Origin of the sequence: Pseudonocardia sp., assembly GCF_050250275.1 — a bacterium.
Taxonomy (GTDB): Bacteria; Actinomycetota; Actinomycetes; order Mycobacteriales; family Pseudonocardiaceae; genus Pseudonocardia.
Genome location: NZ_JBFWOY010000010.1, coordinates 154,308 through 165,580 on the forward strand (window position 1 = coordinate 154,308; position 11,273 = coordinate 165,580).

Consider the following 11,273-nt stretch of genomic DNA (forward strand, 5'->3'; position numbering starts at 1 on the left):
CGGTCAGAAGACCGTCAGGGTGATCGTGGTGCCCCGCGGCAGCGACTCGCCGGCGTCGGGGTACTGCGCCACGACGCGACCGTTGTCGCGGTTGCCGAAGGGGAAGTCGGACTCGGTCTCGACGTCGAACCCCGCCTCACGCAGCGCCTGCGTGGCCTGCTTGACCCGCATCCCGACGACGTAGGGGACCTCGACGGTCTTCGGCTGCTCGCCCTTGCTCAGCACCAGGGTGACGGGCGCGCCGATGGGCAGCGCCGTGCCCGCCACCGGGTCGGTGCGCAGGACCGCGCCCTCCGGGACACGGTCGCTGAACTCGGTGGCCGCGACCGAGCGGACCGGGGTGAGGTCGTTGTCGCGCAGCTGCTGCTCCGCCGCCGCGACCGCCGCACCCGGCGCCACCGCCGGCACCACGGGCCGTCCGCTCGACACCGTCAACGTCACGTGCGCGCCCCGCAGCAGCCGCGACTGCGCCGCCGGGTCGGCCTGCGCGACCACGTTCGCGGCGATGGAGTCGTGATGCTGCTCGCTCACCGTCACCACGAGGTCGGAGTCGGCCAGCAGCCTCTCCGCCGCCGGCCGGTCTAGCCCGACGACCGACGGCATCGCCGTCCACCGCCCCGAGCCCAGCCACCACGCCGTGCCCGCCACCGCGAGCCCGAGGACCAGCACGACCGCGATCCACAACGCCAGCCAGCGCCTGCTGCGCCTGCGGGCCGCGTGGTGGGCCGGCGGCGCCGGCGGGGCGGCGTCGGGTGCGAACGGGTCGGCCACCGGGGGACGTTCCATCGTGCGGGTACCGCCCGGCCCGGCCGGCCGGGCCGCGGGGACCGTCAGCTGCTCCTCGACCGGCCGCACCGGTGGGCGCACCGGGACCCGTGGCACGCCGAGCCGGTCGCGGACCGCCCGCAGCGCCGCCAGGAACGCGCCCGCGTCGGGTGGGCGGGCCGCCGGGTCGCGCCGGGTGGCGGCCAGGACCAGCTCGTCGAGCTCCGGGGGGACCTCGCCCGCCACCAGCGACGGGGCCGGGACGTCCTCGTTGACGTGGCGCAGCGCCACCGTGATCGCGACGTCGGCGACGTAGGGCGGCGTGCCGGTGAGCAGCTCGTAGAGCACGATCCCGGCGGAGTAGACGTCGCTGCGGGCGTCGGCCGCGCCGCTGGCCACCTGTTCGGGGGACAGGTAGGCGAGTGTGCCCATGATCATGCCGGCGTGGCTCGCGCCGCTCTGGGCGGCCGCGGTGACCAGCCCGAAGTCGGCGACCTTCACCTCGCCGTTCTCCGAGATCAGCACGTTCTCCGGCTTCACGTCGCGGTGCACCATGCCGAGGCGGTGGGCCTCGGCCAGCCCCGCCAGCACCGGCTCCATCACCGCGAACGCCGTCGGCACGCCGACCGCGCCCCGCACCCGCAGCACGTCGCGCAGCGTGCCGCCCTGCACCAGCTCCATGACCAGGAACAGCGCGCCGTCGGGGCCGTCGCCCTGGTCGTGCACGTCGACCACGGCCGGGTGGTCGATCCGGGCCGCCAACCGGGCCTCACGCTCGAACCGGTTCCGGAACGCCGGGTCGGCCGCCATCGCGCCGTCCATCACCTTGATCGCGACGGGACGGTCCAGCCGCGTGTCGAGGCCGTGATAGACCGTCGACATGCCGCCCCGGGCGATGACCCCTCCGACGCGGTAGCGCGCGTCCAGCAGCGCACCTGCGAATCCGGTCGGGGCGTTCACCCCCCGACGGTACCGTCCGGTCGGACCCTGCCCGTCACGGTGGGTGTTATGGCATGGTGTCGGGCTGTGAGTGAGCGCCGACCAATGAACCGACGACACGGCATGGCTGAGCGAACGGCCGGCCGCGCATCCGGCGAGGCCGGACTGTGACCGACAGGTCGGGCACCCCCGCGGTGCTCTCCGACGACGTCGTGACCCTCCCGGTCGCCGACGTCGCGCAGTCGTTGTCCGTCCCCGTCTCCCGCGTGCACCAGCTCGTGCGCGACGGGCAGCTGTTGTCGCTGCGCCGCGACGGGGCCACGGTGGTCCCCGCGGACTTCCTCGACGACGAGCACGGGATCGTCAAGGGCCTCAGCGGCACCATCACGGTGCTGCGCGACGGCGGCTACTCCGACGACGACATCCTGCGCTGGCTGTTCGCCGACGACGACTCCCTGCCCGGCACACCCGTCGCCGCCCTGAAGGCCAAGCGGCACAAGGAGGTCAAGCGTCGCGCGCAGGCGATGGCGTTCTGACCCGACCGGCGGTTCCGGCGGCGCGGACCGAGGTCCGCGCCGCCACTGCCCTGACCAGACCCGGGAGCGCGACGCCCGCGCGTCGCGCCGTCCCGACGCGGACCCGCTGGTGCAGCACGGCGTCGTAGCCGGCGTCGGCGACCCGGTCGAGGATTCCCCCGTACAGGGTGGCGGCCGCGCCGATGCACGTCCGTGACACCGGTTCGAGCATCCCGATCCCGGGCGCCGCGCGCCGGTACACCGCGCGGGTCCGCGCGACCAGGTGCGCGAGCGCGGCCCGGACCCGCGGGTCGCGGGCGCGCCGGCGGCGGCACCACTCCAGCAGGTCGCGGTCGACACCGAACGCGGCCAGCTCGTCGGCGGGCAGGTAGACGCGGCCGCGGTCGAGGTCGTCGCCGACGTCGCGCAGGAAATTGGTCAGCTGGAACGCGACACCCAGTGCGGCGGCGTGCGGCTCGGCCTCCTCGCGGGGGACGACCGTGCCCAGGATCGGCACCATCTGCAGCCCGATCACCGCGGCCGATCCGTGCATGTAGCGTGCGAGGTCGTCGTAGGTCGGGTACTCGGTGACCTCGGTGTCCATCCGCATCGACGTCAGGAAGTCACGGAAGTGCACCGGGTCGATGTCGTAGCGGCGCGCGGTGTCGGCGACGGCGGCGAGCACGGGCCCGGCGTCGCCGCGTCCGACGACGGCCGCGGGCCCCGCGCCGGGGGCCAGTGCGGCGTCGAGTGCCCGCCCGAGCGCGTCGATGCCCGCCGCCCGGTCACCGGCGGAGCGGCCGTCGGACAGGTCGTCGACGATCTCGTCGGCGAACCGGGCGAACCCGTACAGGGCGTGCACCGCGGGCCGGCGCCCGGCGGGCAGCAGCCGCGTCGCCAGGAAGTACGTGCGCCCGTGCGTGGCGTGCAGGGCACGGCACGCCGCGTACCCGGCGCGCAGGTCCGGATCGTCCAGGCCTGCGGCGTCGAGCTCAGCGCGGCCGCTGCCCGGCACCGGCCGCCGCCACGGGATCGCCGGTCCGCTGCGCCACCGGCGCCGGCGTGCGCCGGCGCAGGCGGAGCGGGTCGGGGTTGTGCAGCGACCAGGCCGCGAGCAGGCAGCCGAGCGCGCAGACCGCGAGGTAACCCCAGTTGTAGAGTGCGTCCTCGCCGTTGGGGTAGTAGACGATCACCAGCCACAACGATCCCGCGACCAGCCACGACAGGTGCTTGCGCGACCACGGCGCCATCGCCAGGAACGCGATGCCCCAGCTGAGGTACCACGGCAGCGTCGCGGGGGACAGGACCGCGACCGCGAGCAGGACGATGCCCGCCCGGCGCAGCGCGTCCGGACCGCCGTCGCGGGCCGCGAGCCACTGCTTCACCGCGATCCACACCAGCAGCGCCGCGCCCACGATCCGCGCGACGTTGATGAACGGCTGCTTGGGCACCGGGAAGACCAGGTTGACCAGCCAGTGCACCAGCTCACCCGCGCCCGTCGGCCAGGACAGCCAGTTGACGATCATCGACGGCGCCGACAGCGCGGGCAACCAGCCCAGCCCGACCCCCGCGGCGACGCTGATCAGGCCGAACGTCACGACGAACACGCCGATGCCGGCGCCGATCGCCTTGACGATGCGGACCGTGCGCGTCGAGCCGGGCATCTGCATCGCCCAGATCAGCACGACGAACGGGAGCGCGACCGCGGCGCTGGCCTTGACGGCCATCGCGGCACTGACGATCACGATCGCGAGCAGGCACTTCCCCCGCAGCGCGTACAGGCCGCCGACGGCCAGCAGGCCCATGACCAGCAGGTCGTTGTGGCCGCCGCCGACCATGTGGATCACCATCAGCGGGTTGGCGACCGCGACCCACAGCGCCACCGGCACCTTGCCGCCCATGCGGCGGGTGAGCTCCGGGAGCGCCCAGACCAGCAGCACCAACCCCAGGCACAGCACCAGCCTCATCAGGATGACGCCGAGGATGATGTTGTTGCCCGCGAGCGCCGCGGTGCCCTTGGCCATCAGGATGAACAGCGGCCCGTAGGGCGCCGGGGTGTCCTGCCAGAAGAAGTGCACGTTGTCGGTGAAGACGCCCGGCATCACGTCCGGCCCCACCGCGTACGGGTCGAAGCCGTGCAGCGGCAGCGCGCCCTGCGCCAGGTAGCTGAAGACGTCGCGGGTGAACAGCGGCGGCGTGACCAGCATCGGAATCAGCCAGACGACCGCGGTGGACAACACCGCGCGCCCACCCACGCGGCCGGCGAGGACCTCGCGACCCAGCCGGATCCACGCCCACGCCAACAGGACGACGCCGAGGTAGACGAGCGCCGTCGCGATCTCGGAGCCGTGGCCGTAGCGCCAGAACCCGACGGGGGAGTTGGTCAGCCAGGGATCGCGGATCAGGGTGCCGCCCGCGCCGAAGCCGCCGACGAGCATCAGCAGCGAGGCGCCCAGGCCCATCAGCAACGGGCCGCGGGGCGGGTCGCCGAAGCGTGAGCGGCGCGTCGCCGGTGCGGGTTCGTGACCGTCGGGGGCGACCGTCGCGCTCACCTGCGACGAGGACCCGCGGGGCGGCTCAGCGGTGGTCTGCGAGGTCGTCTCCGGGAGCGTCGCGGCCGGGTCCGCCGCGGCCGGACCCACCGTCGGCTCGGCCGACGACACCGATTCCGATGTCGTCGGCTCGGGCGCCGCCGGCCGGGGGACCGGGGTGGAGGGCTGGGCGGTCATGTCGGCGACCATGCTCGCACGCCCGCCGTCAGGACCGTGCCGGGACCCTGCGGTCCCGCTCCCCGGGGCCCCCCGACCGCGGCGCCCGGCCGGCCGCGCGGCGGCGCGGCGACGGCCCGGTGATCCGCTCCGCGGCGAGCCGTCCCGACAGCACCACCGGCGGGATGCCCACACCCGGCGTCGTCCCGCAGCCGGCCAGCACGACGTTGTCCAGCCCGCGCACCAGGTTGCGCGGCCGGAACGGGCCCGTCTGCGCCAGCGTGTGGGCCAGCGAGAACGGTGTCCCCGCGCCGAGCCCCTGCGCGGCCCAGTCGGCCGGTGTGACCAGCCGCGAGACCTCGATCGACCCCGACAGGTCGCCCCAGCCACGGTCGGCCAGGACGCCGAGGAGCTCGTCGCGGTACGCCGGACCCACGCGGGGCCAGTCGATCGACGACGACACCGTGTTCGGGCACGGCGCCAGCACGAACAGCAGATCCCCGCCCTCCGGGGCGAGACCTGCGTCGGTCGCGGTCGGTCGCGTCACCAGCAGCGACGGGTCGCTCATCAGCCGGCCCCGGTCGATGACCTCGGCGAACGTCTCGTCCCACGCCGCGCCGAACGAGATCGTGTGGTGCGCAGCCGTGTCGGGCGACGCGTCGAGACGACGGTCCAGCCCCGCGTGCAGCACGACCGCGCTCGGCGACCAGCGCAGCGGCACCGGCCGCCGCGGCCGGCGGCCCAGCAGCCGGTGCACGACCGGCAGGTCGGGGGTGAGCACCACCGCATCGCAGACCAGCCGGTCGAGGTCGCCACCGCTGCCGTCGCTCGCGCGGTGACGCACCGCCCCCACCCGGCCCGAACGCCGGTCCAACCCGGTCACCGTCCGCCCGTACAGGATCCGCCCGCCCGCCGACGTCACCGCGCCGGCCAGCGCCGCGCCCAGCGCGCGCATCCCGCCGCGCGGGAACCACACCCCCGCGACCGTGTCCATGTAGGCGATCACGCCGTAGGCGCCCAGCGCGTGCCGCGGGGCCACCCCCGCGTACAGCGACTGGAAGGAGAAGATGCGGCGCAACCGCTCGTCGGGGATCCGTCGCGCCACCTGCGGGCCGAGCCGGCCGAAACCGCCCGCCGCCACCAGCCGCGCCAGATCCGGCACGAGCAGGTCCAGCGGCGAGTCCAGGTTCGCGCCGATGAACGTGTCGATCTCCGCCCGGTACAGCCGGGTCAGCCACGCCCGCAGGTCGCGGTAGCCCGCCGCCGCCCCGGGCCCGCACACGCGGCGCACCTCGGCCTCCATCGCCTCGCCGTCGGTGTGGACGTCGATGGCCGAGCCGTCGGCGAACCGGGCCCGGTACGCCGGGTCGAGCGGGACCAGGTCGAGCCGGTCGGCCAGCCGTTCCCCGACGGCGGCGAACGCCTCGTCGAACAGCTCCGGCATCGTCAGCACGGTCGGGCCCGTGTCCACCCGGAACGTGCCCGACGGGCCCTCCAGGTCGAGCGCACCCGCCCGGCCCCCGGGGCCGGTGCCGCGCTCGACGACCGTCACCTCCCGGCCCGCACCCAGCAGGTGCAGCGCCGAGCACAGGCCCGACAGGCCCGCGCCCACGACCACCACGTGATCGGACGGGCCGGGCAGCGTACGGGGGGTCACCGGCGGCGGCGGGTCGCGCGGTCGGCGAGGTCGGCGAGCATCGCCGCGGCCGGCTCCGCCACGTCGGCGCCGGCCAGGGCGTCCAGTGCCGACGTCGTCAACGTCGCGATCCGGTCCTCCACGGCGTCGGTCGCACCCAGGTCGACCAGCACCTGCCGGACCCGGTCGACCCCGGCGTCGTCGAGCTCCGGATCGCCCAGCGCCCGCGTGACCACCTGCGCGGCCGCCGCGTCGCCGCGCTCGCCCGCCCGCTCCAGGGCCAGCGCGACGAGCAGCGTCCGCTTGCCCTCGCGCAGGTCGTCACCCGCCGGCTTGCCCGTGACCTCCGGGTCGCCGAATACGCCGAGCATGTCGTCGCGCAGCTGGAAGGCGACCCCGACATCGGCACCGAAACGGCGGTAGGCGTCGGTCAGCTCCGCGTCGGCCCCCGCGAGGGCCGCGCCGATGTGCAACGGCCGCTCCACCGTGTAGGCGGCCGTCTTGAACCGGTTGACCCGCATCGCCGACGCACTCGTCGTGTCGGCCCGGGCCTGCGCGAGGACGTCGAGGTACTGACCGGCCAGCACCTCCGTGCGCATCGCCCGCCACGGCTCGCCCGCCCGCGCCAGGGCCGCCGCGTCGAGCCCGCAGCCCTGCAGCATGTCGTCGGCCCACGCCAGCGCCAGATCGCCCAGCAGGACCGCCGCCGCCGCCCCGAACCGCTCGGAGTCGCCCGTCCACCCCTCGTCGCGATGCCGCCCCGCGAACTCCACGTGCACCGTCGGACAGCCACGGCGGGTCGCGGAGGCGTCGATGAAGTCGTCGTGCACGAGCGCGCACGCCTGCAGCAGCTCCAACGCGCTCACCGCGCGCAGCACCGCGCCCGCCCGGTCCGGGTCGCCGCCCGCACCCCGCCAGCCCCACCAGGCGAACGTCGGCCGGATCCGTTTCCCGCCGCCCAGCACGAAACGCTCCAGCACCTCGACGGCGCCGTCCACCTCGGGCGCGACCGCCGCCGCGTCACGGCGGCGCTCGGCCAGGCACACCGCGAGCTCGCGCTCCACCGCGGCGGGGACGTCGGCATCCGTGCGGGCGAGGGCCGGCCGCGGATCCATGTGGACGGCCGGGGCGTCGGTGCACGTCACCGGAGGGCGGGTCAGGTCGAGGTCGGCGGCGCCGGAGCGGGACATCAGCCCGGTCCCCGCCCGCTCGCGTTCGTCATGGGCACGAGCCGAGACTATCGGCGGGACCACCGCTCGGCGCGCCGGCGCGCACCGGACGATCCGGACCGATCGGACTCGACCGCCCCGGGGTGGCACGTCCCCGGCCACTCCCCGCACAGGGGGACGGGCCGCCGCGGCCCTGGCCGTACGCTGGGCCGGGTGAGCAGCAGCCTGCCTCCGCGCGCGACGGTCACCGAGCGGCTCGACGTCGACCGCCCTGTGTTCTCCGTGGAGTTCTTCCCGCCCAAGGACGCTGCGGGCGAGGCCCAGCTGTGGAGCGCCATCCGCCGTCTCGAACCGCTCGACCCGGCCTTCGTCTCCGTCACCTACGGAGCCGGGGGGTCCAGCCGCGACCGCACGATCCGCACCACCGAGTGCATCGCCTCCGACACGACGCTCGTCCCGATGGCGCACCTCACCGCCGTCTCCCACTCCCGCGCCGAGCTGCGCCACGTCATCGGGTCCTACGCGGCCGCGGGCGTGCGCAACGTGCTCGCCGTCCGTGGCGACCCTCCCGGTGACCCGCTGGGCGAGTGGACCCCGCACGCCGACGGCCTCACCTACGCCGACGAGCTCGTCACCATGGTCCGCAGCCTCGGCGACTTCTGCGTCGGCGTCGCCGCCTTCCCCTACGGACACCCGCGCTCCACCGACGCCGACAGCGACTTCGACCGCCTCGTCGCGAAGATCCGGGCCGGCGCCGACTTCGCCATCACACAGCTGTTCCTCGAACCCGAAGGGTTCCTGCGGCTGCGCGACCGGCTCGACGCCGCGGGCTGCCACGTCCCCCTGCTGCCCGGGATCATGCCGCTGACCACCGTCCGCACCCTGCACCGCGGCCCCGAGCTGTCGGGTGCACCGCTGCCCCCGGACCTCGTGTCCCGGCTCGACCCGTTCGCCGACGACCCCGCCGCGTTCCGCGCCGCGGGCATGGACGCGACCGCCGAGCTGTGCGAGAAGCTCCTCGCCGAGGGGGTCCGGGGGCTGCACTTCTACACGCTCAACCGCTCCCCGGCCACCGTGGAGCTCGTCGGGCGCCTCGGACTCGCGTCGGGGCGCTGAGGCCGTCCCGGTCAGCGACCGGGTGGCGGCACCGGAGGGTTGCGGGTGCGGTGAGCCAGCCGGACCACGCCCAGCGCCGCCGCCAGCACCACCAGACCGAGCCCGACCGTCCACGCCGTCGCCGACGGGGCGTTCGGGTCGTCGTAGGCCACCGACGCCCGCACGTCACCCACCTGGCCCGGGGTGAACGTCCAGCTGATGGTGCCGGAGTCGGTGTCGCCGTTGGTGTCCAGCACCTCGCCGGGCACGCTGATCTTGAGCTGGAAGTCCGCCCTGTCGACCGGGATCGACGTCAGGTCCACCTTGCCGGCGACCAGGACCCGGTTGCCCGCCCGGCGCAGCGTCAGCTCCGTGCGCTGCTGCCCCGCCGGGCCCGCGACCCCGACCAGCTGCGACACCTGCTCGAACGACAGGCCCGAGAACCGCAGCAGCGAACCGGTGTAGCCGTCCTGCCGGTACTCCGAGACGTCGATCTCGTCGCGGATGTCCTCCGGCAGGGTCAGGGCCGGGCCGCGGTCGTCCGGCGAGGTCTGCGGCGTCGCGACGACGATCTCCCCGGTGACGGTGTCGTCGGGCTGCAGGGCCAGGGCCGCCCGCACCCGGGCGCACCCGCCGAGGGCCCCGAGCACGAGCAGCGCCATCAGCACGACGGCGAGCACGCGGCGGCGGTTGGAGCGGACGCCTGCGACGGGCGGGGACTGCATGCGGCCATCGTGCCATCGGCGTACCGACGCGCCGTGACGGCGGGTCGCCGTGTCCCGCGACGTCAGCCGGGACGCCCCGGCGACGCGCCGGTGTCCGGCGGGTCCAGCGGCAGGCTGCGGCCCAGGACCGCGAACGGACGCGCGTCACCGGTGAACCGGTGGTGGCGCAGCACGTCGACGAACCCCGTGCGGCGGTAGAGCCGCCACGCCCGGCCCGGCTGACGCTCGCCGTACTCCGGCGTCGACAGCAGGACCCGGCTGTGCCCGGTGTCGGTGAGCAACGCCCGCAGCAGGCCCTCGCCGAGCCGCGCGCCCTGCGCGTCCGGCCGGACGTGCAGCTCGGTCAGCTCGAGGTAGTCCGACAGCCACGACGAGGCCGCCGGGTCGTCGTGCAGGCCGCGGCGCACCTCGTCGTACCACCACTGGCCGGCGCCGCCGGAGTAGCCGTAGGCGACGCCGACGAGCGCGCCCGTCGCGTCGAGCCAGCCCACCGCCCGCCATCCCGGCCGGCGGCCGTGGTCGAGCCACAGGCTGCGGCGCTGCCGGGCGGTGCTGCGCGGGTAGCCCATCGCCGCGACGTAGACGGCGAGCGCCTCGTCGACCCGTGCCGCGAACTCGACCGGTCCGAACTGGACGAGACGGTGCCGCGGTGGGGCGGCGGTCATCGCGGGGCCCGATCCGGGTGTGGGCGGTGTCCCGGGCCGGTCGGGCGCTGCGGGGTCGGGCGCTGCGGGGCCGGGCGCTGCGGGGTCGGGCGCTGCGGGGCCGGGCGCTGCGGGGTCGGGCGCTGCGGGGCCGGGCGCCGCGCGGCCGGTGCCGGGGTGGTTCGGGCCGGTGCGGGGGGTGGTGTCGTGGGGCCGGCGGTCCGGCGTGCGGCCGCGCGCGTGGCGGCCGGCCGCACCCGACAGGGGTGCGGCGAGGGCGGGCGGTCCGGGCCGTGCACCGCGACATCTCATCACGTCCCCCCGCGATCGTGCAGGGGCGGGCAGTCCGACTTGACGCGACCGGAGGTGGCGACTCTACTGGAACGATCGAACATGTGTTCGATATGATTGCCGGGTCGTGCCGGCCGGCGAGCGAAGGGAAGCGCTCGCCGGCGGCGCGGCCCGTGAGGGGTCGTGAGGAGCGTGGTCGAGGTGCGGGCACCGTCGGGGACGAGCAGGGGCAGGCCGGTGGGGACGGCGTCGGGTACGGCGTGGGGCGGGTCCGGATGAGCGGGTTCAGCCGGGTGTTCGGCCCGCGCCAGCCGATGCCGATCCAGGTCCGCTGGCAGGACGGCGAGCCCGTCGAGTTCTCGCGCAGGCCCGTGCGGCGCGGGCCGCGCTACCTCGTCACCGATGTGCGGGAGCGCTGGATCGAGGAGTCGCCGTGGCCGTTCCCGTCGCCGATGCCGATCGGCGGCGACCGGTTGCGGTGCTGGCGGGTCACGGCCCGGTCGGCGGAGGAGCCGCACGCGCCGGAGACCGAGTTCGTGCTGCGGATGCGGGCGGGGCCGGGCGTGTGGGACCTCGTGCGGGTGCCGAAGTGACCTCGCGGGCGCGGGTTCGTCCGGTGCTGGTGCGGGTGGACGGGGACGACACGGAGGACGACACGGAGGCGGAGGCGACGGTGGACCACGTACTGGAGCACGTGCGGGAGCAGGCACCCGGCCGGCCGGACGCGCCGTCACGTGACGGCGGGCCCGAGCGGCAAGGCGAGACCCCGGGGCAGACGGTGCTGCC

General features: G+C 75.5%; 10 protein-coding genes. 3 read left to right on the plus strand and 7 right to left on the minus strand.

Annotated features, from left to right (window positions below; all coding sequences use genetic code 11):
- Positions 1-3: 3 nt before the first annotated feature.
- On the minus strand, positions 4-1,725 hold the full coding sequence (gene pknB, locus AB7F12_RS12035; RefSeq protein ID WP_428501029.1) for a Stk1 family PASTA domain-containing Ser/Thr kinase: 1,722 nt from the start codon (positions 1,723-1,725) through the stop codon (positions 4-6).
- Between the two features lie 146 nt (positions 1,726-1,871).
- On the opposite strand from pknB, the gene AB7F12_RS12040 reads away from it, so the two are divergent.
- Positions 1,872-2,240, plus strand: coding sequence for an Rv2175c family DNA-binding protein (locus tag AB7F12_RS12040; RefSeq protein WP_428501028.1), 369 nt, complete (start codon positions 1,872-1,874; stop codon positions 2,238-2,240).
- Here AB7F12_RS12040 and AB7F12_RS12045 read toward each other — a convergent pair.
- Genes AB7F12_RS12045 through AB7F12_RS12060 form a run of 4 tightly spaced genes read right to left on the minus strand, consistent with a single transcriptional unit; the run spans position 2,209 to position 7,678 of the window.
- Entirely contained in the window at positions 2,209-3,234 is a 1,026-nt protein-coding gene (locus AB7F12_RS12045) for a phytoene/squalene synthase family protein (RefSeq protein ID WP_428501027.1), read from the minus strand. The genes AB7F12_RS12040 and AB7F12_RS12045 overlap by 32 nt on opposite strands.
- Positions 3,212-4,948, minus strand: coding sequence for a polyprenol phosphomannose-dependent alpha 1,6 mannosyltransferase MptB (gene mptB, locus AB7F12_RS12050; RefSeq protein ID WP_428501026.1), 1,737 nt, complete (start codon positions 4,946-4,948; stop codon positions 3,212-3,214). Before mptB ends, AB7F12_RS12045 begins: the two co-directional genes overlap by 23 nt.
- Positions 4,949-4,976: 28 nt before the next feature.
- Entirely contained in the window at positions 4,977-6,584 is a 1,608-nt protein-coding gene (crtI, locus tag AB7F12_RS12055) for a phytoene desaturase family protein (protein WP_428501025.1), read from the minus strand.
- Positions 6,581-7,678, minus strand: coding sequence for a polyprenyl synthetase family protein (locus AB7F12_RS12060; protein ID WP_428501043.1), 1,098 nt, complete (start codon positions 7,676-7,678; stop codon positions 6,581-6,583). The genes crtI and AB7F12_RS12060 overlap by 4 nt, the downstream gene beginning before the upstream one ends.
- A 267-nt stretch (positions 7,679-7,945) precedes the next feature.
- Here AB7F12_RS12060 and metF point away from each other — a divergent pair, with 267 nt between their 5' ends.
- The gene (gene metF, locus AB7F12_RS12065) at positions 7,946-8,848 is read left to right on the plus strand and encodes a methylenetetrahydrofolate reductase [NAD(P)H] (protein WP_428501024.1); all 903 of its coding nucleotides are present in this window, start codon (positions 7,946-7,948) and stop codon (positions 8,846-8,848) included.
- 11 nt (positions 8,849-8,859) lie between these two features.
- Here the strand turns inward: metF and AB7F12_RS12070 are convergent, their stop codons facing one another.
- Both AB7F12_RS12070 and AB7F12_RS12075 read right to left on the minus strand, forming a co-directional pair.
- Positions 8,860-9,552, minus strand: a complete 693-nt coding sequence (locus AB7F12_RS12070) for a DUF3153 domain-containing protein (protein WP_428501023.1) — start codon at positions 9,550-9,552, stop codon at positions 8,860-8,862.
- A 62-nt stretch (positions 9,553-9,614) separates the two neighbouring features.
- Positions 9,615-10,217, minus strand: a complete 603-nt coding sequence (locus AB7F12_RS12075) for a GNAT family N-acetyltransferase (RefSeq protein WP_428501022.1) — start codon at positions 10,215-10,217, stop codon at positions 9,615-9,617.
- 545 nt (positions 10,218-10,762) lie between these two features.
- On the opposite strand from AB7F12_RS12075, the gene AB7F12_RS12080 reads away from it, so the two are divergent.
- A complete protein-coding gene (locus AB7F12_RS12080) occupies positions 10,763-11,080 on the plus strand; it encodes a hypothetical protein (protein WP_428516383.1) in 318 nt (105 codons plus the stop codon).
- Positions 11,081-11,273 lie beyond the last annotated feature (193 nt).

What these genes read in the sequence shown, in the direction of transcription:
- mptB (WP_428501026.1), bottom strand. Translation starts at nt 4,948, where the DNA reads ATGACCGCCCAGCCCTCCACCCCGGTCCCCCGGCCGGCGGCGCCCGAG.
- AB7F12_RS12060 (WP_428501043.1), bottom strand. Translation starts at nt 7,678, where the DNA reads ATGGATCCGCGGCCGGCCCTCGCCCGCACGGATGCCGACGTCCCCGCC.
- AB7F12_RS12070 (WP_428501023.1), bottom strand. Translation starts at nt 9,552, where the DNA reads ATGCAGTCCCCGCCCGTCGCAGGCGTCCGCTCCAACCGCCGCCGCGTG.
- AB7F12_RS12075 (WP_428501022.1), bottom strand. Translation starts at nt 10,217, where the DNA reads ATGACCGCCGCCCCACCGCGGCACCGTCTCGTCCAGTTCGGACCGGTC.
- AB7F12_RS12080 (WP_428516383.1), top strand. Translation starts at nt 10,763, where the DNA reads ATGAGCGGGTTCAGCCGGGTGTTCGGCCCGCGCCAGCCGATGCCGATC.